Origin of the sequence: Variovorax sp. LjRoot290, assembly GCF_964253985.1 — a bacterium.
GTDB lineage: Bacteria > Pseudomonadota > Gammaproteobacteria > Burkholderiales > Burkholderiaceae_C > Variovorax.
In genome coordinates this window covers 1017811-1039257 of the sequence record NZ_CAXURW020000002.1, presented here as the reverse complement: position 1 = coordinate 1039257, position 21447 = coordinate 1017811, and the positions used below count along the sequence as shown (strand labels likewise).

Annotated in this window: 22 protein-coding genes and 2 pseudogenes; 8 read left to right on the top strand and 16 right to left on the bottom strand. The window is 66.3% G+C overall.

Annotation, left to right across the window (positions count from 1 at the left end):
• The first annotated feature begins 363 nt into the window (after window positions 1-363).
• The 3 genes and pseudogenes from ACSQ9A_RS34065 to ACSQ9A_RS34055 all read left to right on the top strand — a co-directional run bounded on the left by ACSQ9A_RS34065 (window position 364) and on the right by ACSQ9A_RS34055 (window position 1340).
• On the top strand, window positions 364-741 hold the full coding sequence (locus ACSQ9A_RS34065; RefSeq protein WP_436307192.1) for a hypothetical protein: 378 nt from the start codon (window positions 364-366) through the stop codon (window positions 739-741).
• Window positions 650-1060, top strand: a pseudogene (locus ACSQ9A_RS34060) (SDR family NAD(P)-dependent oxidoreductase); the annotation flags it as partial. The gene ACSQ9A_RS34065 and the pseudogene ACSQ9A_RS34060, both read left to right, overlap by 92 nt.
• Window positions 1061-1082: 22 nt before the next feature.
• Window positions 1083-1340: a hypothetical protein gene (locus ACSQ9A_RS34055; RefSeq protein ID WP_436307191.1), complete on the top strand. Its 258-nt coding sequence runs from the start codon at window positions 1083-1085 to the stop codon at window positions 1338-1340.
• Window positions 1341-1347: 7 nt separating this feature from the next.
• Here ACSQ9A_RS34055 and ACSQ9A_RS34050 read toward each other — a convergent pair whose 3' ends face one another.
• Complete coding sequence (locus ACSQ9A_RS34050; protein ID WP_436307190.1) at window positions 1348-2379, bottom strand: MBL fold metallo-hydrolase; 1032 nt, start codon at window positions 2377-2379, stop codon at window positions 1348-1350.
• 123 nt (window positions 2380-2502) lie between these two features.
• On the opposite strand from ACSQ9A_RS34050, the gene ACSQ9A_RS34045 reads away from it, so the two are divergent.
• A complete protein-coding gene (locus ACSQ9A_RS34045) occupies window positions 2503-2808 on the top strand; it encodes a hypothetical protein (RefSeq protein WP_436307189.1) in 306 nt (101 codons plus the stop codon).
• A 717-nt stretch (window positions 2809-3525) separates the two neighbouring features.
• Here ACSQ9A_RS34045 and ACSQ9A_RS34040 read toward each other — a convergent pair.
• From ACSQ9A_RS34040 to hydA, 12 genes are all read right to left on the bottom strand, one after another.
• Window positions 3526-4749, bottom strand: a complete 1224-nt coding sequence (locus ACSQ9A_RS34040) for a pyridoxal-phosphate-dependent aminotransferase family protein (RefSeq protein ID WP_436307188.1) — start codon at window positions 4747-4749, stop codon at window positions 3526-3528.
• Between the two features lie 31 nt (window positions 4750-4780).
• Entirely contained in the window at window positions 4781-5557 is a 777-nt protein-coding gene (locus tag ACSQ9A_RS34035) for a fumarylacetoacetate hydrolase family protein (protein ID WP_436307187.1), read from the bottom strand.
• 15 nt (window positions 5558-5572) lie between these two features.
• Window positions 5573-6358 (bottom strand): 2-keto-4-pentenoate hydratase, encoded by a 786-nt coding sequence (locus ACSQ9A_RS34030; protein WP_436307186.1) that lies wholly within the window; start codon window positions 6356-6358, stop codon window positions 5573-5575.
• Window positions 6334-7710 carry an amidase gene (locus tag ACSQ9A_RS34025; protein WP_436307185.1) on the bottom strand — a complete coding sequence of 459 codons (1377 nt, stop codon included), beginning with the start codon at window positions 7708-7710 and terminating at the stop codon, window positions 6334-6336. The genes ACSQ9A_RS34030 and ACSQ9A_RS34025 overlap by 25 nt, the downstream gene beginning before the upstream one ends.
• Window positions 7711-7870: 160 nt before the next feature.
• Window positions 7871-8911 (bottom strand): TRAP transporter substrate-binding protein, encoded by a 1041-nt coding sequence (locus tag ACSQ9A_RS34020; RefSeq protein ID WP_436295569.1) that lies wholly within the window; start codon window positions 8909-8911, stop codon window positions 7871-7873.
• A gap of 24 nt (window positions 8912-8935) precedes the next feature.
• On the bottom strand, window positions 8936-9970 hold the full coding sequence (locus tag ACSQ9A_RS34015) for a TRAP transporter substrate-binding protein (RefSeq protein ID WP_436295568.1): 1035 nt from the start codon (window positions 9968-9970) through the stop codon (window positions 8936-8938).
• A 23-nt stretch (window positions 9971-9993) separates the two neighbouring features.
• Entirely contained in the window at window positions 9994-11301 is a 1308-nt protein-coding gene (locus tag ACSQ9A_RS34010; protein ID WP_436307184.1) for a TRAP transporter large permease, read from the bottom strand.
• Window positions 11298-11939, bottom strand: a complete 642-nt coding sequence (locus ACSQ9A_RS34005) for a TRAP transporter small permease subunit (RefSeq protein WP_093111070.1) — start codon at window positions 11937-11939, stop codon at window positions 11298-11300. The genes ACSQ9A_RS34010 and ACSQ9A_RS34005 overlap by 4 nt, the downstream gene beginning before the upstream one ends.
• Window positions 11940-12088: 149 nt before the next feature.
• Window positions 12089-12916 carry an IclR family transcriptional regulator gene (locus ACSQ9A_RS34000; RefSeq protein WP_093111072.1) on the bottom strand — a complete coding sequence of 276 codons (828 nt, stop codon included), beginning with the start codon at window positions 12914-12916 and terminating at the stop codon, window positions 12089-12091.
• A 49-nt stretch (window positions 12917-12965) separates the two neighbouring features.
• Window positions 12966-13943, bottom strand: a complete 978-nt coding sequence (locus ACSQ9A_RS33995) for a Bug family tripartite tricarboxylate transporter substrate binding protein (protein ID WP_436307183.1) — start codon at window positions 13941-13943, stop codon at window positions 12966-12968.
• A gap of 38 nt (window positions 13944-13981) precedes the next feature.
• A complete protein-coding gene (locus ACSQ9A_RS33990; protein WP_436307182.1) occupies window positions 13982-14725 on the bottom strand; it encodes an aspartate/glutamate racemase family protein in 744 nt (247 codons plus the stop codon).
• Window positions 14726-14727: 2 nt separating this feature from the next.
• Entirely contained in the window at window positions 14728-16149 is a 1422-nt protein-coding gene (hydA, locus tag ACSQ9A_RS33985; RefSeq protein WP_436307181.1) for a dihydropyrimidinase, read from the bottom strand.
• A gap of 98 nt (window positions 16150-16247) precedes the next feature.
• On the opposite strand from hydA, the gene ACSQ9A_RS33980 reads away from it, so the two are divergent.
• Window positions 16248-16973, top strand: a complete 726-nt coding sequence (locus ACSQ9A_RS33980) for a maleate cis-trans isomerase family protein (protein ID WP_436307180.1) — start codon at window positions 16248-16250, stop codon at window positions 16971-16973.
• 77 nt (window positions 16974-17050) lie between these two features.
• Entirely contained in the window at window positions 17051-17770 is a 720-nt protein-coding gene (locus ACSQ9A_RS33975; RefSeq protein ID WP_436307756.1) for a GntR family transcriptional regulator, read from the top strand.
• 45 nt (window positions 17771-17815) lie between these two features.
• Here the strand turns inward: ACSQ9A_RS33975 and ACSQ9A_RS33970 are convergent, their stop codons facing one another.
• Entirely contained in the window at window positions 17816-18328 is a 513-nt protein-coding gene (locus ACSQ9A_RS33970) for a transposase (RefSeq protein WP_436307179.1), read from the bottom strand.
• An 11-nt stretch (window positions 18329-18339) separates the two neighbouring features.
• Between ACSQ9A_RS33970 and ACSQ9A_RS33965 the strand changes: the two are divergent.
• Window positions 18340-18453, top strand: a pseudogene (locus ACSQ9A_RS33965) (LysR family transcriptional regulator); the annotation flags it as partial.
• Between the two features lie 371 nt (window positions 18454-18824).
• Here ACSQ9A_RS33965 and ACSQ9A_RS33960 read toward each other — a convergent pair.
• Window positions 18825-19817 (bottom strand): Bug family tripartite tricarboxylate transporter substrate binding protein, encoded by a 993-nt coding sequence (locus ACSQ9A_RS33960; protein ID WP_436307178.1) that lies wholly within the window; start codon window positions 19815-19817, stop codon window positions 18825-18827.
• A gap of 41 nt (window positions 19818-19858) precedes the next feature.
• Window positions 19859-20716 carry an alpha/beta fold hydrolase gene (locus tag ACSQ9A_RS33955; protein ID WP_244504084.1) on the bottom strand — a complete coding sequence of 286 codons (858 nt, stop codon included), beginning with the start codon at window positions 20714-20716 and terminating at the stop codon, window positions 19859-19861.
• 250 nt (window positions 20717-20966) lie between these two features.
• On the opposite strand from ACSQ9A_RS33955, the gene ACSQ9A_RS33950 reads away from it, so the two are divergent.
• The gene (locus ACSQ9A_RS33950) at window positions 20967-21446 is read left to right on the top strand and encodes a MarR family winged helix-turn-helix transcriptional regulator (protein WP_436307177.1); all 480 of its coding nucleotides are present in this window, start codon (window positions 20967-20969) and stop codon (window positions 21444-21446) included.
• Window position 21447: the final 1 nt, after the last annotated feature.

The window sequence follows — 21447 nt, the reverse complement described above, 5'->3', positions numbered from 1 at the left end:
ATCATCTCAGCGTTTCGTCAAGACAAATCAAGCCCCGCCGGGGCACTGCGCGCGACGCGGAGCAGGTCGGCATGCTTGCCGCCGCCCTTGGGGCGCCGTCGACAGATCGGATCTCTGGCTCGATGATTCGGCCGCATGACGCGATACGGTCCAAAACCCGACGTTCGCCGCCGCTCCAACTTGACGGGCAGAATGCAGCCAAGACCCAGCTGTCAGGTCCGTCGTTCGGAGGCTTCATGTTCAAGGTCGCGAGCGCAGTACTTTCATGCGTCCTGGCCGGCTGCGCAAGCACCGCGCCTGTGGGCTATTCGGTATGCTCGACGCAGCCTGGGAGCTACGCCTGTCAGATCGAGCAGTACCAACGTGTCAACGACTGAGGTCATTTCCAATGAGAGCGACAGACAGAGTTCTGCCCAAGAGCTCAACTTCCAGGGCTCCTATCAGATGAACCTGTCCATTGAACCTCTTTCGACGCAGCATTTCGAGGGACTACGGCTCGCGCTCGACACAGTGGCGCGAGAGAAGCGATTTCTCTCGTTCACGGAGGCGCCGCCAGAGGAGGATTCATGGGCGTTGTGCTCGTCTATCGTCGCGAACCGGTGGCGCCAGATGATTGCCGCTCTGGAAGGTGTAGTGGCTGGCTGGTGCGACGTGCTGCCGACTCACGGCCAAGCGCGGTCACACGTCGGCACGCACGGCATTGGGCTCATGCCTTCGACGCGCCATCGGGCCTGGGGCTAGTGCCATGGGCAGCCAGGCGTCCTATTGCGCCGCCAAGGCCGGCATGGACCACTTCTCGCGCGTCGTGGCGCTCGAGGAAGCAGGGGCGCCGAACGGCGCACGCATCGTCTCGCTCGCGCCTGGCGTGATCGACACCGACATGCAGGTGCAATTGCGCGGCTCATCGGCCGAGAAGTTTCCGGACCGAACGCGCTTCGTGAGCATGAAAGAGGAGGGCCGGCTCGACAGCCCCGCCACCGCGGCGGCCAAGGTGCTCAAGTATCTGGCGCGCGAGGACTTCGGCAACAACCCCGTGGCCGACGTGCGCGACCCCGCCTGAACGCAGAAGAAGCGAGCACGCCATGGCCACCGCAAAGTCGATCGACACCGGCGACTACAAGCTCTTTCCTTCGCCCAGGAACGCGCACCGCGTCATCTTCGAGCACCAGGTCTTCGTGCCGTATCCGTACGCGCTGATCGTGATGGACGAGTTCTACTTCAAGGGCCGCTACAGCCTGTTCTCCGCCTGCCGCCTCAGCGACGGGAAGATGGGGCAGGTGGCGACGTTCGAGTTGGCATCGGATGTCGACATCTTCAACAAGAAGTTCACGCCAGATTGAGCCGGCCCTACTGCAGCGCGAACCGATCGCGCTGCGCCTGAGCGCATTCGCCCATCACGTTCAATGCGCGCTCCACGGCGGGCGTGCCGATCACGAACGGGTTGGCCGCGCCGGCCGGCTGCTGGCGCAGCGCAGCCAGCTTGGCCTGCGAGCCGTCGATGCCCGAGTGGTTCGACAGCAGCACGTCGATGCGCTGCGCCTGTGCCACCGCGCCCATGCGCCGCGTTGAATCGATGTAGCTGTCCAGCCGCGGCACGTCCTTGCCGAAGTTGAAGCCCGTGCCGCCCCAGAGCATGGCGCGGTGCTTCCTGCCGCCAGACGTCACGTCGAACACTGGCGAGATCGTGCCCATGGTGTGGCCCGGCGTGATGTACAGCGAGACGGTGGTATCGCCGAGCGTGATGCGGTCACCGTCCTTCACGGAAACGTCGCGCTTCGGCGGCGCGCCCCAGATCGGCGTTGCGAATTCGAGCTTGGTTTCGGTCATGGTCCAATCGGTCTCGCTCATCACCACGCGCGCACGGTACTTCTGCGAGAGGTACGGCGCGCCGCCGTAGTGGTCGCCGTGGCCGTGCGTCGCGATCACGTACTTGATCTGCGCCGGATCGAGGCCCAGCTTGCGCATGCCTCCTTCGATCAGTGCCGCGGCCTCCGCCTGGTTGTTGAGCGCATCGATGAGGATGATGCCGTCCGAGGTCTTGATCGCCCAGGCGCTGACCCAGTCGGCGCCCACGAAATACAGGTTGTCGAAAGCCTGGCCCGGCGGCGGTGCGGGCTTGGCGATGAATGCGGCAAGGCCCTTGTCCAGCTCGGCCTGGGCCGGCCGCGCGGCGGGAGCGGGTTTGCAGAGAGTCAACAGCGCCGTCAGATCGGATCCGGCGGCACCCGTGGCTGCTGCAACATGTGCGGCGACGGTGGCGCCCGACGGCGCCGGCCGCTGTGCCGTGGTCTGCGCGCAGCCCTGCGCCAGGGCGACAACCGCTGCGAGGGCGGTTGTCTTCAGCAGAAGGGTGTCTGTTCGATTCTTGCGCTGTGCCATTGCTGTCTCCGTGCCGTCGGTGCGGCCTATTGTGGAGACGTCATTCTGCGACACGGGCACCTATTCGATTGTCGCGCCCGAGGCTTGCACGATGCCCTTCCACTTCTCGTAGGCGTCATCGAGATGTTCACCGTCTACGCGACCGGCATCGCCACTGGCGAGGAGCTCGATGCTCTCGTGCGCTACGACACGCTCGATACCGTACGCTCGATCGTGAACCGGCTGGAGACCATCGTTGCGAGCGGCATCTATTGCGCAACCCCTGCATTTGACGAGTCCGCGCCGATATGGCGCTACAACCTCACAGCGCTATCTCAGACAGAGCAAAGGCTGCTTGTTTGGACGCATCGGCGCGGCCCGCAGCGCCCAAGAAGAAGCAGACCTTGGCACTTTTCGTCGCCAACAGCCGGTCTACCTTTCGGAACTTGACCTTCTCCGACATCGTCGAGGAAACCCGAGTTCGGCGACAGCAGACGGATCGCGGGTGGCAGCGGACGACCACGACGAATTCGCGCGTGAACGGCTGCTTCTGCATGTCGCGAACCGGCGCTCCGGGCGCTGAACGGACCTTGAGCTCCCGAAACTAAACGGCGCAAAACGGCCGCTCAGACAAGGTCGAGCAAAGATTGCGGTTCGACCGACTCTCTCGCTCAAGTCTTGGCCAGCCGCAGGATCCGCACCGCGCCTGACAGCACTACCAAGGCGATCGCCGTACCGACCATAAGGTCCGCCAGGTGCGAGCCAGGCCATACACGTCATTGGTGGAAAAAATCCAGCTCGCGCGCATGTGAATGGTCGGCCCGCCTCTGGTCAGTTGCCCGTGCGCGAGCTCAACGGTCCAGATGGGCGAGCGCATACATCAGCGGATCGGCGAGGCCCTGATCAATCCATCGAACGGTCCATCCATCTCCTGGCGGGGCGACGACGGCTGGATGCTGCCGCGCACGTCCCATTTCGCGATGATGCAGATGAAGCGCGGGTCAGTTCGCGCCCAATGAAGGATTGGGTCCGTGTGCAGTCTCGATCGAAACAGGGGACTACATAGCATCTTGTGGCCACCGAAGTCGGTAGTTTGAAACCTCAAGCTCGACGTCCGCTCCCGCCGCCGCGAAGCGGAAGTTCGGGTTGAGTGAAGCGAGGAGCTTGCTAGACTTTGGGCTGCGGTGTCGCTGCGAAGAAGTCCATGGCCGCCGCGACGCCGCTGCCGGCCAGTGGCACGCCTGCCAGCTTCAGGCCCATCTCAACCCCCGTCAGCGCGGCCATCAGCGTCAGGTCGTTGCAGTCGCCCAGGTGGCCGATGCGGAACATGCGACCCTTGAGCTTGCCGAGTCCCGCGCCAAGCGAGAGATCGAAGCGTTCGTGGATCAGCCGGCGCAGCGAATCGGCATCCACGCCTTGCGGCGTGATGACGCCGGTGAGCACCGGCGAGTGGACGCGCTCGTCCGCACATTGCGTCGGCAGGCCCCACGCACGGACCGCGGCGCGCACGCCTTCGCCCCAGCGCTGGTGGCGCGCGAACACCACTGGCAGTCCCTGTCCGAGCACCATGTCGAGCGCCTCGCTGAGGCCGTAGAGCAGGTTCGTGCTCGGCGTGTAGGGCCAGTAGCCGCCCTGGTTCATCTCGACGATCTCGTCCCAGGCCCAGAAGGCCTTGGGCAGGCGCGCCGTCCTGCTGACCTCGATGGCCTTGGGCGACAGGGCGTTGAAGCTGATGCCGGGCGGCAGCATCAGGCCCTTCTGCGAGCCGCTGACGGTCACGTCGACGCCCCATTCGTCGTGACGGAAATCGGCGCTCGCGAGGCCCGAGATGGTGTCGACCATCAGCAGCGCGGGATGCCCGGCCGCATCGATGGCGCGGCGCACCGCGGCGATGTCGGAGGTGACGCCGGTGGAGGTCTCGTTGTGCACCACGCACACGGCCTTGATCTTCTTCTCGGTGTCCTTGCGCAGGCGCGCCTCGATCAGGTCGGGCTGCACGCCGTGGCGCCAGCTGCGCGGCAAGCCGGTGTCGTCGACGCCGGGCAGGCCGATGAACTCGGGCTCCAGGCCGAGGCGCTGCGCCATCCGCTGCCACAGCGTCGCGAAGTGGCCCGTCTCGTACATCAGGACCGCATCGCCGGGGCTCATCACGTTGACGAGCGCCGCCTCCCAGGCGCCGGTGCCCGACGCGGGGTAGATGACCACCGGATGCTGCGTCCGGAACACCTGCTGCAGGCCGGCGATCACCTTCTTGCCGAGCGTCGCGAACTCGGGGCCGCGATGATCGATGGTCGGCAGGCTGATGGCGCGCAGGATGCGGTCGGGTACCGGGCTCGGGCCGGGGATCTGCAGGAAGTGGCGGCCGCTGGGATGGTTGTCGAGAGCGATCATGGGTCTCCTTTTCTGTGGCGAGTCGATGGAACTACAACTGCACGGACGCGCGTCCGATGCCCGGAAACTCGGCCGTGACGAGATCGCCCGCGGCCGCGTGAAGAATCCCCACCCAGGTGCCGGTGGTCACGACGGTGCCCGCCGGCAGGCTGCGGCCGTCCTGCGTGGCGTGACGCAGCCACGCCGTCAGCAGGAAGGCGGGGTCGCCGAGCGAGTGGGTGCCGCGGCGTTCGACCGGCGGTTGTGCGCCGATCTGCACGCGGCACGTCTGCGCGCGCCAGTCACGCGCCGCGAACGGTATCCAGGGGCCGAGCACCAGCGCGCCATGCGACTGCAGGTCGGCCAGCTTGAACAGCGCCGGCGCGCCCAGTGCTTCGCGCCAGCGCGAGTCGACGAGCTCGATCGAGACGGTCATCGCATCGACCAGTGCGCTCGCGCTGCCTGCGTCCAGCGTTTCGGCGAGCGTGGCATCGACATCGCGCGCGAGCCGCAGCGCAACCTCGGCCTCGATGCCGCGCATGTGAAACGGCCAGGTGCCGCTCTGCGCCGGGCTGGTCCATACGCCGGCCGGCGGCAGCCGCGCATGGGTGAGTACCGCGCCGCGGGACGGGCTGCCCGATTTCCAGTACTGCGGCGCTGCAGCTTCGAACCCGCCGAGTTCGCGCGCCACGCGCTGCTGCACTGCGTAGGCATCGGCTGTGTCGGTCAGCGCATCGGCCAGCGGCGCGGCATCCGCCAGGTTCCTGGTGCGACGCGCATGAATCAGCGCGTCGGCCACGGCATCGATTTTCGAAAGGGGCACTTCCATTCCTTTTGACTGGGGTCAGAACGACACGCTCAACGGCGCGAGACCCGCGATCTCGACGCGCACGGCAGTGCCTTGGGACGCGAACAGCATGCCGGTGCACGAGCCGCTGGTGATGACCTGGCCTGCCTTGAGCCCGACGCCGCGCGCCGAGCAATGGTTGGCCAGCCATTCGAGCAGCGTGCCGGCATCGGGGCTCGGGTGCTCGCCCACCGTATGGGCCACGATCTGCTCGCCGAAGCGAAGCACGGCCTCGACCTTCGCCAGATCGAACCACGCCGGCTCGAAGGGCTGGCGTCGCCCCAGCACCAGCGCGCCGTGGCTCAGCAGGTCTGCCAATTGCGCATCGGAGCCGGCGCCGAGCCAGTCGGCGAGGCGGGTCTCCACGACTTCGATCACCGGCAGCACCGATTCGATGGCGAACGCCAGCTCGTCCAGGGCATAGGGCGCCGCGCGGGACGGCAGGTCGGCGCCGAGTTGGAAGCCGACTTCGACTTCGATGCCGCGCAGCCGCCAAGCCGGGCCTTTCAGCAGCGCACCGTCGGACCGCAGCCCTTCGGCCGGCAATGGCGCACAGGTCGGCTCCAGTCCCGGCGCACGCGCGCCGACCTTCCAGCCGCCGACGGTGCCGAGAGCGGCCAGCGTCGCGTCCTGGATCGCATAGGCCTCGTGGCGGTCCGCAGGCTGCACCAGTGCCGAGGGCACGCGCCGGCCGTCGCGACGCGCGATGTACAGGGCGCGCGCTGCGGTGTCCGGCGTGACCGTGGCGGCCACCGGCGTCAGAGCTCGGGAAAGCGCTGCCACGGATGAGCTCGCTCGAACGCGCGGGCCAGCGCGAGCAACGCGTCGTCGTCGCCTTCGCGCGCGACCAGTTGCAGGCCGACCGGCAAGCCTTGGGCGAAGCCGCAGGGCAGCGCGATCGCCGGCAGGCCGACCGCATTGGCGAAGCCAGCAAAGACGGCGTGACCGCGCGCGCCGACCTCGTGGCCATCGATTCGGGGTGGATGCGTTTCGCCGGCCGGCCAGGGAAGCGCCGCCGCCGCCGGCGTCAAGAGGAAGTCGTAGCGCTCGAACAGGATGGCCAGTTCGGTGCGCAACCGCTCGGCTTCGAGCAGCAGGTCGAACAGCGCGAGGGCCGACGCGCTGCGCCCGGCTTGCGCGTTGGCCTGCATCGCGGGGGCGAACAAGGCCGGATCGAACGGGCGCGTCGGCGACAGCGCCTGCGGATGCTCGACCAGCCACGCCAGCCCCACCTGCGCCAGCAGCGGCCAGCGCTGGTTGACCGCCTCTGCCAGATCGAAGCCCTCTGCTGTCGTCACTTCATGGCCCAGCATGGAAAGATTCCGGGCCGCCGCATCGGCGAGATGCGCGATCTGCGGATCGAGCGGGTGATCGGCGAAGCGCGGGATGTACAGGATGCGCGCCGGCAGCGCGGCATCCGGCTGAACCGCGCCGCGACCGATGACCTGCATCACCGCGGCCACGTCGTCCACGCAACGCGCGAGCGGCCCTGCGACCTCGAAGTCCAGAAAGATCGGCGGCAGTCCGCCGCTGCGCGGCACGCGGCCGCGCGAGGGCTTGAGGCCGACCAGGTTGGTGTGCGATGCGGGTCGCCGGATCGAGCCGCCGCCGTCGGTGCCAAGCGCGATGGGGCATCCGCCCGCAGCGACCAGCGCGGCCGCGCCGCCCGATGAGCCGCCGGGCGTCAGGGCCGGGTTCCACGGATTGCCGGTGGGGCCGAACACCGGGTTGTCCGTGTAGCCCTGCATCGTGAACTCGGGCACGTTGGTCTTGCCGAAGATCAGGGCGCCGGCTTCGCGCAGCTTCGCCACCGGAAGCTCGTCGCGCTCGGCCACGAAGCCGGCGAGCGCGCGGCTTCCCCAGTGAGTGGGCAGGCCTCGCACCTGCAGGTTGTCCTTGATCGTGATCGGCACGCCGTCCAACGCGCCGATCGCCCGGCCCGTGCGCCAGCGCGCGCTGCTTTGCTCGGCGGCGTGGGTCGCGCCCTCGGCGTCGAGCGCGATCAGCGCGTTGAGCCGCGGGTTAACCTCGGCACTGCGCGCCAGACAGGCCTCGAGCGCCTGGGTCGGCGTGAACGCGGCGTCGCGAAAACCGGCGGCGAGCTGCGTTGCCGTAAGTTGCCAGAGCAATTTCATTTCAGTCGATCCACAGGCCGGACGCCACCCGCGACGCAAGACGGCCGGCGCAGCCGGGCCCGTTCGGCAAACACCGCGGAACCGGCTTTGCCGGGCCGCTGGTGTTGCCCCCGGCCAGGGGGCTGGCGGCCACACGAAGCGGGCAAGCCTGGGGGTGAGCTCATTTCAGTCCCACCACCGGGCCGACGACCTGCTTCCAAGTGGCCGAGCACTTGTCGTAGGACTTGTCGCAGAGCTCGCTCCAGATCGGCAGCGACACCGTCGTCAGCGCGTCGCGAATCATCTGCTGGTCGCCCGGCTTGACCGGGACATCCTTCATCGCGAACTTCTTGACCGTCTTGCACGGTTCCTTGCCGACGTTGCAGCGCGATGCGTCCTCGAAGAGTTCCTTGGAGTAGGCCCAGACGTCGGTCTCGAACCTCTTGAACGCCTCGGTGATCTTCGCCTTCTGATCGGCCGGCAGCGCGTTCCACTTCGTGAGGTTCATCGCATACGCGTTGAGCGCGATCTGGAAGCCGATCGGCATGAAATGCGTCGTGACTTCGGGCCAGCCGGCCGAGTTGGCCGAGCTCGGGCCGGTGATGGCGCAGTCGGTCACGCCGCGTTCGAGCGCCTGCTGCGTCTCGCCGAACGGGATCGTGACCGGGATGCCGCCGAGCTTTTCGATGAACTTGGCGAGCGACTGGTCGTAGACCCGCACCTTCTTGCCCTTCAGGTCCGCGAGGCCGGTGATCGCCACCTTGCAGAACACGACCTGCGGGCCAAAGGGATAGATGCCGAGCAGCTTGCCGCCATGGCGCTCCTGCAGGCGCTTGTCGAAGGCATCCCGGTAGGCGTCGACCACCTTGCGCGCGACTTCGTAGTCGGTCGACAGGCCGACGATGTCAGGGCCGAGGAAGAAGGGTTCGTCGCGCGACACCTGCGCGAGGCGCAGCGTGACGATGTCGAACAGGCCCGACTTCAGCACGCGCAGGCCGTCAGCGTCCTTCACGCCGAGCACGTCCATCGGCTTGTAGTCTGCGTCGATGGGCAGCCCGGTGTTCTTCGCGAAGTTCTCGAAGAAGGGCTGCTCCTTCGTCTGCTGGATCAGCCCGGTGGCGACCAGGTTGCCGGCCACGCGCAGCTTGGGGTTTTCGGCATGGGCCGGCAGGGCCAGCGCGAGGACGGCGGCAAGCGAGGGGAGAACGAATTTCAGTTTCACTGCATCACTCCTTTAAGAACTTGTTCATCGAATTCCGACCAGCGGACCGATCGCCTGCTTCCAGGTGGCCGAGCATTTGTCGTAGGACTTGTCGCAAACCTCGGCCCACAGCGGCAATGAGACGGCGCCGACCGCGTCGCGCACGAGCTTCTGGTCGGCGGGCTTTACCGGCACTTCCTTCATCGCGTACTTCTTGCCGTACTTGCAGGGCTCCTGGCCGACGTTGCAACGCGACGCGTCGTCCCACAGTTCCCGCGAATAGGCCCAGGCCTCGGTCTCGAACCTGGCGAAGGCCTCGCTCATCCTTGTCTGCTGGGCGGGCGGCAGTGCGTTCCACTTCTTCAGGTTGATCGCGTAAGCGACGAGGTGAATCTGGAAGCCGATCGGCATCACGTGCGTCGCCACTTCGGGCCAGCCGGCCGAGTTGGCCGAACTCGGGCCGGTGATGGCGCAGTCGGTCACGCCGCGCTCGAGCGCCTGCTGCGTCTCGTTGAAGGCGAGGGCGACCGGGATGCCGTCGAGCTTTTCGATGAACTTCGCGAGCGACTGGTCGCTCACGCGCACCTTCTTGCCCTTGAGGTCGGCCAGACCCGAGATCGCCGACTTGCAGAACAGGATCTGCGGCCCGAAGGGATAGGTGCCGAGCAGCTTGGCGTTGTGCCTTTCCTGCAGTCGCTTGTCGAATGCGCCGCGGTAGGCGTCGACCACCTTGCGCGCGGTGTCGTAGTCGGTCGACAGGCCGACGATGTCGGGGCCCAGCAGGAAGGGGTCGTCGCGCGACACCTGCGCGAGCCGCAAGGTCACGATGTCGAACAAGCCCGACTTGACGACGCGCAGGCCGTCGGCGTCCTTCACGCCCAGTACGTCCATCGGCTTGTAGTCGACGTCGATGGGCAGGCCGGTGTTCTTCGCGAAGTTCTCGAAGAAGGGTTGTTCCTTGTTCTGCTGGATCAGGCCGCCGGAGACCAGGCTGCCGGCGGCGCGAAGCTTGGTGTTCTGGGCGTGGACGGGCAGCGCGAACGCGAGCGCGGCCGCGATGAGGGCGAGCTTGAGCTTCATGGGTTCTTTCGTGGGAGGGACCGTCATTTGCCGAACATCAGGTTCGGCAGGTAGGTGGCGATCCAGGGGGTGTGGATCAGGATCGCGGTCATCACGATCATGGCGGCGAAGAAGGGCAGGGTGCCCTGGAACACGTCGTTGATCGAGCCTTCGCCGCGCACGCCCTGGATCACGTACAGCGTCATGCCGATGGGCGGGCTGATCAGCGAGATCTCGCACATCAGCACCATGAAGACGCCGAAGAACACCGGGTCGATGCCGGCCGCCTGGATGATCGGGAACACCACCGGCAGCGTGCCGACGAGCATCGGCATGGTCTCGAGCGCGATGCCGAGGATGAGATACATCACCGCCAGCATCCACAGCAGCATGATCGGCGAGACGTCGGCCGACTTGATGAGGCTGGCGAGCGCCTGCGGCACGCCGAGCATCGACAGCACGAAGTTCAGGTACAGCGCCGCGACGAGGATCAGCGCGGTCATCGCGGTGAGCCGCATGGTCGAGCGGAAGCACTCGTGCAGCATGCCGACCTTGAGCTTGCCGTAGGCCGCCGCGATCGGGAGGCACACGATCACGCCGAGCGCCGCGCTTTCGGTCACCGTAGCCCAGCCGGTGTAGATGCCGCCCATCACGACCGAGAATACGGCCAGCGGGCCCAGCAGGTGCACCGAGTGCCGCAGCTTCTCGCGCATCGCCGTGCCGGCTTCGCGAGTGCCGGCGACCGAGGGCTTCCAGACGCAGATTGCGAGGATGGTGAGCAGGAACAGCACCGTCATGATCGCGCCGGGCAGGATGCCGGCCATGTACAGCCGCGCTGCCGAGGTGTTGGTCATCGAGCCGTAGATGATGAAAGCCACGCCGGGCGGAATCAGGTTGCCCAGGCTGGCGCCAGCGGCGATGGTGCCGAGCACCATGCGCTGGTCGTACTTGCGGTTCTTGAAGGCCGGCAGCGCGACGGTCGAGATCGTCGCCGCGGTCGCGACCGACGAGCCCGACACCGCGGAGAACAGCGCCGAGGCGCCGATGTTGGTGTGCAGCAGGCCGCCGGGCATGCGGTTGAGCCACTGGCCGAGCGACCGATACATCTTGTCGGTGGCGCCGCCGCGCATCAGGATCTCGCCGAGCAGGATGTACAGCGGGATCGACAGCAGCAGGTAGTCTTCGCCGGCGGCCCAGAGCTGCTCGCCTACGGCGTTGATCGCCGGCATGCCGAAGTGGATCAGCGACCCGAGCAGGCCGACGACCAGCATCGTCGTCGCGACATGGAAGCCGAGGAACATCAGCCCCAGCATGATGGCCAGGCCGGCCAGGATTTCGAGCGGTCCGATCATGATGCGGCTCCGACGGGGGTCGTGTGGATGGACGCGGTTTCCGTGGGTGTCTTCACGTGGATGTCGGTCTCGGCCTCGATCTCTTCCTCGAGCGTCTGCGGGCCGAAGCGCGTGTTGAGCTCCTGCGTGCGGCGCGCCAGGAAGAGGCGCAGCGCATCGATCGCGGCCCAGCCCGCGACCAGCGCGAACATCAGATAGCCGCCGAGCCAGATCGATTGCGGGATCCACATCGGCGTGGCCAGCGGCGTGGCCGCGGTGCTGTGCAGCTCGATGCTTTCGACGACCACGTGCCAGCCGCGCCAGAGGCACAGCATCGACAGGGCAGCGAGGCTCAGCATCGCGAGCAGGTTGAGCAGCGCGCGCGTCTTCGCGGGGAAGCGCGACAGCAGGAAGTCGACGCGCGTGTGGCTGCGTGTGATGAGCGTGTAGGCGAAGCCGAACGCGCCGACGATGCCGTAGGTATACGAGCCGATCTCGTCGATGCCCTGCAAGCTGAACGAGAAGACCTTGCGGCCGAGCATCTCGATGCAGGTCATCACCGATAGAGCGATGAGCCACCAGCCGCAGGCGATGACGGTCCAGTCACAGACGCGCGTCAGCCCGCGGCTCACGGGGTCCGGTGGGAGCAGTGTTTTCATGGGTTTTCGTGGCTGTGCAGTGAAGGGGAACGTGCACGCATTGAAGCGCGCGGCAGGGCGCGCCTGCAGACTTTTCCGCGGAGCGGGAGAGGCGGAAAAACTCTTTTCGAATCAAGCACTTGGCGCTGCGCGCCCGTGGAAGAAGCGCGCTACCTGATGCGCCCGCCGTAGGCTGCGGTGATGTCGTCGGCCGCGGCGCGCACGGCCGCGCCGAGCTGCGCGAAGTCGGCGCTCTTGATGCGCTGCGTCGGCCCGACGAGCGAGATCGCGCCGAAGGGTTGGCCATGCTCGTCGCGGATCGCGGCGGCGATGCAGCGCAGGCCGACCGCGTTCTGTTCGTCGTCGATCGCGAAGCCGGCGCGGCGGACCTCGCCGAGGGTCTCGTGCAGCCGCGAAGCGCGCGCGATGGTGTTGGCCGTGAGCTTCGGCAGGCCGTAGGTGCGCAGGTACTGCAGCACATCGTCCTCCGCCATCGCGGCGAGGATCGCCTGTCCCATCGCCGTGCCGTGCAGCGGCGCGCGAAAGCCCGGCTTGCCCATGGCGCGCATCTGCTCGCGGCTTTCGACTTGGGTCACGAACACGATGTCGCCCAGGTCGGCGATGCCGAGGTTGATGCTCTCGCCGGAGCTGTCGCGCAGGCGTCGCATCACCGGCAGCGCGACTGGCGCGATGCGGCGCCGCCGCGCGAACGCGGCGCCGACCGAGAAGCAGCGCACGCCCACATACCAGAGGTTGGTCTCGCGGTCGAACTGGACGAACTGGCGCTGCTCCAGCGTGGTGAGCAGGCGGTGCGCGGTGGAGGAAGAGAGGCCGCTGTGCGCGGCGATGTCGACGAGGCGGTAGCCTTCGTCATCGTCGGCGAGCAGTTCCAGCAACTGCATTGCCCGCGTGAGCGACTGCACGGTGCTGTCGCTGTCGCGGTCGATGCGGGTGATCTTGGCGGTCTTGGAGGGGCGGCGGGGCGAGCTTGCTGTCATGGCGTGCCTCTTGCAAGTTGCGCGCCATCGGGTGGTGGCCGGCGCCCCCTCAGCCGTCGATGGAGACCTTGGCGTCCTTCGCCACCTTGGCCCACTTGGCGATCTCGCTGTGCGTGAAGCTGCTGTAGGCGTCGACCGGGCCGCCGCCGTCCTCGACCCCGAAGCCTTCGAACTTTTCCTGCACGTCGGCCATCGCGAGCACGGCGTTGACGTCCTGGTTGATCTTGCGCGCCAGCGCCGCGGGCAGCTTGGCCGGGCCGGAGATGCCGTACCAGTTCATGGTCTCGAACTGGGGGAAGCCCTGTTCCTGCATGGTGGGCACTCCGGGGTAGGCCTTCGAGCGCTTGGCGCGCGTCTGCGCGAGCGCGACGACGCGGCCGTTCTTCACGTGCGGCGTGGCGGCCGTCATGGTCTCGAAGGTGTACTGGATCTGGCCGCCAATCAGGTCGGTGAGCAACGGCCCGCTGCCCTTGTATGGCACGTGCAGCACGTCGACGCCGGCCTGCAGCTTGAACATCTCGATGGCGAAGTGCTGGATGGTGCCGGGCCCGGCGGAGCCGAAGCTGATCTTGCCGGGCTGCGCCTTGCACTGCGCGACGACTTCCTTCACCGACTTCACGGGGTTCGTCGCGCTCGTGATCAGCAGGTTGGGCGTGACGCCGAGCAGCACCACGGGCACGAAGTCGCGCTCGGCGTTGTAGCGCAGGTTGGAGCGCACGGCCGGCGCGAGCGCGTGGCTGTTGATGGTGGACAGGAGCAGCACGCTGCCGTCGGACGGCTGCTGCAGCATGTAGTCGGCCGCGAGCGTGCCCGAGGCACCGGCCTTGTTCTCGACCACGACCTGCTGGTTCCACAGGCCGCTGAGCTTCTGCGCCACCACCCGTGCCAGCGCATCGGCGCCACCGCCGGGCGGAAAGCCGACGACCAGGCGGATCGGCGTAGCCGGCAAGGCCTGGGCGAACATGGAGGGCGCGGCCAGCGATGCGGCGGCCGCGCCGGCGGCCTGGAGGATGTGACGTCTTTGCATGGTTCAGGGTCTCGCGGGTGGTGGGTGAAGAGTTCGGATCACTGGCGGCGCAGCAGCGCCTCGATGGCGGGCGGCAGCCCGCGGTTCGGCTTCTGGGGCGGCGGCGCGAAGCTGCCGCGGCGGGCCGTGCCGGACTGCAGCGCCACCAACGTCTCGGCGTGGCGAACCGCGCTCGACACGCCATCGACCACCGGCACCGGCAGGCGGCTTTTGAGGCTGCGCGCCAGGCCCGCGAGTGGTGCGCCGGCCAGCACGATGACGTCTGCGCCGTCTTCGTCGACGGCTCGCTCGCACAGCGCTGCCAGATGCGCGGCGTGGTCGTCCTGCACGCGGCCGATGTCCGCGAGCGGCTGGTCGAGGTGGTGGATGCTGGCGAGCCGATCGGCCAGCCCGTTCGCCGCCACGCATTCGCGGTACCAGGCGGTGATGCGGCGCGAAATCGCGATGATCGAGAAGCGCTGGCCGAGCATGCAGGCGCTCATCAGCGCGCTTTCGGTGAGGCCGAGCACCGGGATGTCGAGCGCCTCGCGCAGGCCCGCCAGGCCGGGATCGCCGAAGGCGGCGACCACCACGGCGTCGTGCAGCGCGCCGTGCTCGGCCGCCAGCGTCGCCGTGGCGTAGGCGCCGATCAGCGCCTCGAAGCGGGTCTCGATGTAGGCCACGCCGAAGGGCGCGGTCAGCGTCGTGATGCGCGTTTCGGGCGAGGCCGCGCGGCGCGCCTCGCTGTCGATCAGCGCCGTGACGCTGTCGGAGATGTTGGGGTTGATCAGGAGCAGCTTCATGGTCAGGCGCGCCGCGGCAGCAGCGAAGGTGCGTCGCAAGCCAGAAAGCGCCCGCGTCCGGCGCGGCCGTGGAACTGGCCGTCCCACAGCAGCTCGCCGCCGGCGATCGTCAGTGCCGGCCAGGCGCGCAGCCGCTGGCCCTCGTAGGGCGTGTAGTCGACGTTGTGGTGCAGGTCGGTGTTGCGCAGCACGAACTCGCGCTCCTCCCAGACCACCAGGTCGGCGTCGCTGCCGACCGCGATCGTGCCCTTGCGCGGATGCAGGCCATAGGCCTTAGCGGGGTTGGTCGAGGTCAGCTCGACGAAGCGGTTGAGCGTCATGCGGCCGCCCAGCACGCCTTCGGAGTAGAGCAGCGGCAGGCGCGTCTCGAGGCCGGGGATGCCGTTCGGGATGTGGCGGAACGCGACTTCCTCGCCGCCCGGCTTCTTGCCTTCCGGCGCGTCGTAGCGAAAGGGCGCGTGGTCGGAAGAGAACACGGTGAACAGGCCGTCGTTCAGGCCGTTCCAGATCACCTCCTGGTTCGCCTTGTCGCGCGGTGGCGGGCTGCAGACGCAGCGAGCGCCCTGGTAGCTGTCGTCCAGCCCGAGGTCGGCCGCAGTCAGGAACAGGTACTGCGGACAGGTCTCGGCGAACACCGACAGGCCGTGGGCGCGCGCCCAGCGGATCTGCTCCACCGCTTCGCGACCCGAGACGTGCACGATCAGGATCGGCACGTCGACCAGCTCCGACAGCGCGATCGCGCGATGCGTCGCCTCACGCTCGACCAGCATCGGCCGCGAATGGGCATGGAAGCGTGGTGCGGTGCGGCCGGCGGCCTCGAGCTTCCTGGTCAGCCATTCGATGCAGTCTGCGTTCTCGGCGTGGATCATCGCCATCGCGCCGTGCTCGCGCGCGACCGACAACACGTCGAGGATCTGGCCGTCGTCGAGCTTCAGGTCGTCATAGGTCATGTAGATCTTGAACGAGGTGTAGCCCTCTCGGATCAACGCCGGCAGTTCCTCGTTCAGCACCTTGGGCGTGGGGTCGCTGACGATCAGGTGAAAGGCGTAGTCCACGTGGGCGCGGCCCTCGGCACGCTGGTGGTAGTCGGTGACGGCGGCGCGCAGCGACTGGCCCTTTTCCTGTGCGGCGAAAGGGATCACGGTGGTCGTGCCGCCGCAAGCCGCGCTTCGGGTGCCGCTTTCGAAGTCGTCGGCCATGCGCAGCGGCGACGCCATCGGCTGGTCGAGGTGGCAGTGCGCGTCCACACCGCCGGGCGTCACGACGCGGCCGGCTGCGTCGATCTCGCGCGCACCGCCGGCCAGCCCGGTGCCGAGTTGGACGATGCGCCCGCCAACAACGGCGATGTCTGCGTCGAAGGTGTCGCTGGCGGTTGCCACGCGGGCGTTGCGCAGCACGAAGTCGAAGGGGTGGGGCGTGTTCATTTTGTCGACATCATCGTCGACAATTTGTTTGTCGATCTCGGTGATTACACTAATGTCGACAATATGGTTTGCGACGAAGCTTGCCCGAAAGGATTCCCATGCCCCAGACCCTTCGTCTCGGCGTGCTCACGCCCTCATCCAACACCGCGCTGGAGCCGCTGACCAGTGCGCTGGCGGCGGCCGTGCCCGGCTGCAGCGCCCACTTCGCACGCTTCAAGGTAACCGAGATCTCGCTGTCGGCGCAGGCGCTCGGCCAGTTCGACGACAGCAAGATCCTCGCGGCCGCCGAGCTGCTGGCCGACGCCAAGGTGGACGTGATCGGCTGGAGCGGCACCTCCTCAGGCTGGCTGGGCTTCGACGCCGACCGGCACTTGGTCGAACGCATCCGCGAGCGCACCGGCATCGTCGCCACCACCGCGGTGCTGGCGCTGAATGAACTGCTCGCGTCGCGAGGCGTGAAGCGGCTCGCGCTGGTGACGCCGTACACCGCAGATGTGCAGCAGAAAATTGTCGACAACTACCGCAGCATCGGCATCGAAGTGGTGGCCGAGCGCCACCTCGGCATCAGCGTCAACCACGCCTTCGCATCGGTCGCGCCGCAACGGCTGATGGCCTTGATGCGCGAGGTGGCGCCGGCACGGCCGGAGGCCATCACCACCTTCTGCACCAACCTGCGGGCGGCACCGCTGGCCGAGGCGGTGGAGGCCGAACTCGACATTCCGCTGCTCGACACCGTCAGCACCACGGTATGGGGGCAACTGCGCGCCGCCGGCGCCGATCCGGCGCAGGTGAGCGGCTGGGGCCGCATGTTCGGCTGGCGATAATGGACCGCCATCCCGCCGCCTGCCGCCATGCACGCGTGCTGCTGGCGTCCGATCCGCTCGCCAAGCTCAACCCAGACATGCCAACCAAAAGCGCGCGCAAGCCTGCCTCGCAAGCCCGACTCGAACGCGAGAACACGCAGGACGAAATCTACGAAAAGATCTATGTCGCCATTCTCGAGCACCGCCTGCATCCCGGCACCAAGCTCGGCGAGGAGCGCTTGGCCGAGATCTTCGGCGCCAGCCGGGCGCGCATTCGCGAAGTGCTGGCGCGGCTCGCGCACGAGCAGATCGTCGAGCTCTATCCGCAGCGCGGCGCCTATGTTGCCAAGCCCTCGATCGAGCAAGCGCTCGATGTGTTCGAAGCCCGCCGGCTCATCGAGCCGGCCGTGCTGCGCCGGCTGATCGAGACACTCACGCCCGAGAAGCTGGCGCGCCTGCGCCAGCACCAGGAACTCGAGCTCGATGCCCGCCGCCGCGATGACAAGCGCGCTGTGATCCGGCTGTCCGGTGAATTCCATTCGCTGGCGGCCGACCTGGCGGGCAACACGGCGCTGGCGCGCAGCATGCGCGAGCTGTCGATATTGACCTGCCTGATGATCTTTCTATACGACGCACCGACCAGCTCGAGCTGCCGCGCCGACGAGCACTCGCAGATCATCGAGGCCATCGCCAAGCGCGATCCGGCGCGCGCCGAGCGGCTGATGCGCGAGCACCTCGACCATATCGAGAGCAGCATGAAGCTGGAGCATGCGACCGAGGAGGTGGACCTGGAAGCGATCTTCAGAGGCGAGATCTGACCGCGACACTTCGTAGTCCGTTTCGGAAATTCGCACACGTATTCTTCAAGCGGCCAGCTTCAAGGGCTGGCTCTGCGCCCGGCGATCACGCATGCGCGCGATCAAGGCATTGAGATCGGTGCGGGTGAATTTCCACTCGAATGGACGCGCGATGCTCTCGAAGTAGCGCTCGAAGTTCGCCAGCCGTTGAGCGACCGCCTCCAAGCAAGGGAAGTCGTTCGGGGTCAGCACCTTGCGCTGCACGATCGAGAAGTAGATCTCGATCTGGTTGAGCCAACTGGCATGGACCGGTGCGTGGACCGGAACCAATCGGGGATGGGCTTGCGTGAGGCGCTGCACTGACGCCTGGCCACGATGCGAGGAGCCGTTGTCCATGACCCAGAACACGCGTCTTGCGCTGACATATGGCGGCTGGCTCATGACCTGATCGACCAAACGCTCGAAGGGCGCGATGCCTGTGGTTGCTTCGCAGCGGCCGAACACCTTGGCGCGATGCACGTCCAACGCCGCCAAGTACGCCCAGGCGCCATCGCGTGCGTACTCGTGCTCCACGCGCATTACCTGCCTGCCTCGGTGGGCACACGGCGGACGTACGCCAGGGGATCAATGCGGTGTACTACCGCAACACGAAACTGGCGGCGCGCATCGCCTGCTTTCTGGACTTCTTGGCCGCGCGAGTATGAGGGCCGGAGTCAGCGCGACCGCATAGGGCGAAAACAGGTCGTCGTAAGTGCTGCCAGGGCTTGGCCACGCCCCATTGTTGCACCCGGCGAAAAATTCGCTGCGGGTGGCGAGGGGCGCAAATCAACCCAAGTTCGATGATCAGAGGGCAAGGAATATCGATTCACCCGAATCGGCGAGACGGCCCTGTTCGTCCCAAGGGACGCTTTCATTGTTTATGGGCTGGGCTGGGCTGATTGCCGAGTTTCAGCATTCTGGGGGCGAGGACGGCTTTCGCACTGCGTTCCCGATGTTCGTCGGAGTAGGGCGACGGGCAAGTTTGGGCCCGGCCGTTCGCCACACTCGAGTAGTCTGCGCCAACGCGGGCGGTCAACTACCGATCCAGAGTCACTTTCGCTGTACGAATATAGGCCCCCCAACGGTCGAACTCGCTGTTGTAGAAGTGCTGGTATGCGCCCGGGGTCATTTGTTCAATGACTATCGCCATCTTGCTCATGAATTCAGCGACCTGAGGTTCCGCCATCGTTGCGGAAATTGCTGCATTGAGCTTGTTGACGATGTCAGCAGGAGTACCAGCCGGAGCGAGGAACCCCAACCACGGGCCCATGTCGATCTCCACCCCGAACTCCTTGAGTACTGGAATGTCGGCGAAGCCATGTAGGCGCTCGCGTGCCGTAATTGCCAGGCTGCGAACACGCCCAGCACGAAGATACTGTTCGGCGACGAGCACTGGAACGATCGTGCAGTTCACCTGATCCGCGAGCTGTGCTTGCATCAGCGGCGCTGTTCCGTTGTAGGGGATATGCAGCAGATCGACTCGCGTCTTTTGCTTGAGTGCTTCCATGATGATCTGGCCGGAACTGCCCTGCCCCCAGGATCCGAAGGTCATGGGGTCCTTCGCCTCTTTGGCGATCTGCAGGAACTGAGTGAGCGTCTTCGCTGCATGAGAGGCGGGGACGATCAGCGCCAGGGGAGTGAAACCGATGGGGGCCACGGCCACGAACTCCTTCTTCGAGTCGTAGGGCGGAGGCTTCAGGATGTGCGGCGCTATCGAATGCGAATCTGCCGTTCCGTACACCAACGTATAGCCGTCGGCCGGACTGCGAGCAGCGGCGAGACTGCCGATCGTGCCAATCGCGCCCGGCCGGTTCTCCACGATGATGGATTGTCCGAGGCGTTGCGCCAGCGACGGCGTCATCGCGCGAACCAACACGTCGCCGCCACCTCCTGCATTCCACGGCATGATGATCTTGATGAGCCGCGAAGGATAAGCAGCGGTTTGAGCCAACGCGCTCAGGGGCGCTGTCGTGGCAGCGGAAGTGGCCAGGCCGGCCAGAATAGCGCGACGAGTCACGAGGTGCTTCATGTTTGTTGTCTCCTTGTGTGGACGGCCGTCATCGGACGCTGTCAAAGATTCCTGCTTTCAAGCCACCTGATCAGAACCGAGGCAACCTCGTGGCTATTGCTTTCGATCATCAACATGTGCCCGTTGCCATTCAGGCCGATGTCGGGGAGCCAGGTGAAATCGGCATTCAGACGGCGGGCAAGCGCCTGGTCGACAGACTTTGGATGACGTGCATCGTGCTCACCCGTGACGATCAGGATCGGTCTCTGGCCTACGACGGACAGGCTTGCCAGCTGAAGTCCTCTGCCTCCGATGTTGAACCGCTCATTCAGGACGATCGGGCTGTCGGGCACCACTGAGGCCGCGTAGCTTTCCAATGCATCTCGAGGGAATCTTGGGCTGCTCGCCCAGAAGTCGTTTATGAATGTGCGATCCGCCGACACGGGTCGATCCAAGGGCGAATACACGGGACAACCAGCCTCACGGTCATGGCGCATGGTCTCGATGGCCGCGGGATCGTCGGGCAAGGGATTGAGCAAGTTCGCGGGCGCCCCGGGCGCGATGCCGATGATGGCAGCCACCTTGTCTGGATGGTGCTCTGCGATCCACCACGCGATGGGTCCCCCCGCAGAGTGGGCCACAACGATGGCCGGGCCTATCGCGTCGATCACCGTTGCGAGCGCAGTGGCTACGTCGTGCGTCGTTAGGCGAACGAGATTCTCGACGCCAGGGGAACGCCCGTGACCCGGCCAGTCGGGCACGTGCACGGCATGCCCTCTGGCCGCGAACAGCTGCGCCCATCCGTCACGGCCGTCCGGCGTGCCCAGATACGACACGCCCGTATGAAACCCTCCATGAATCATCACGACCGGCAGGAGATGGCGGCCGACGCATGCCGGGGGCAGATGATCCACATACACGGGGTGCGAAGCGGTGCCCAGGAAAAAGCATGATCGGGCCGTTCGCACGGACGACGTCGACGCATCACACAGGCTCCGGGACATGCAAGTTCTCGTGAAGAATCCGAGACCCATTGTAGTTCCATATGGAACCAAGTAAAAGTCGGTGTTTTCCCGCTTTGCTGAGTTCGCGGCCGAGAGCGGCGGTTGGTAGCATCGAAACTAGTACCTCCGGCAGATTCCCCACGCATTGTTTGAAACACACAAGACGATGACGACCTCTCGACCCCTGAGCGACATCCTGGAAGGCGTTGCGATTCCGTACGCCTACAAGCTCGGGTACATGATCAATTCGTACCGCGAACCGTCGTTCCGGTCCATCGAAGCAAAGTACGGGTTGACGAGGCCGGAGATTCTTTCCTTGATCTTCCTGTACTTCAGAGACGGCATTTCCGCTTCAGACATCTGCGACTTTTCCGGACACCTGAAGAACAACATCAGCCGCGCCGTGACCGCGCTGGAGAAGAAGGGGTTGATCCGACGGGAGCTTGACGAGATCGATCAGCGCAGGCAGGTCATATTCATCACGGCGTCCGGCCGCAAGATGCACAACCGATTCATGCCTGGGCTGGTTGAACGCGAGAAGGCAATGATGGAATGCCTGACGACCGAAGAGCGTCAGCAGTTGCAGCAGTTGCTGCGCAAGCTCTGCGCCAACGCACCGGCGTGGAGCGGCATAGACCATGTTTGAT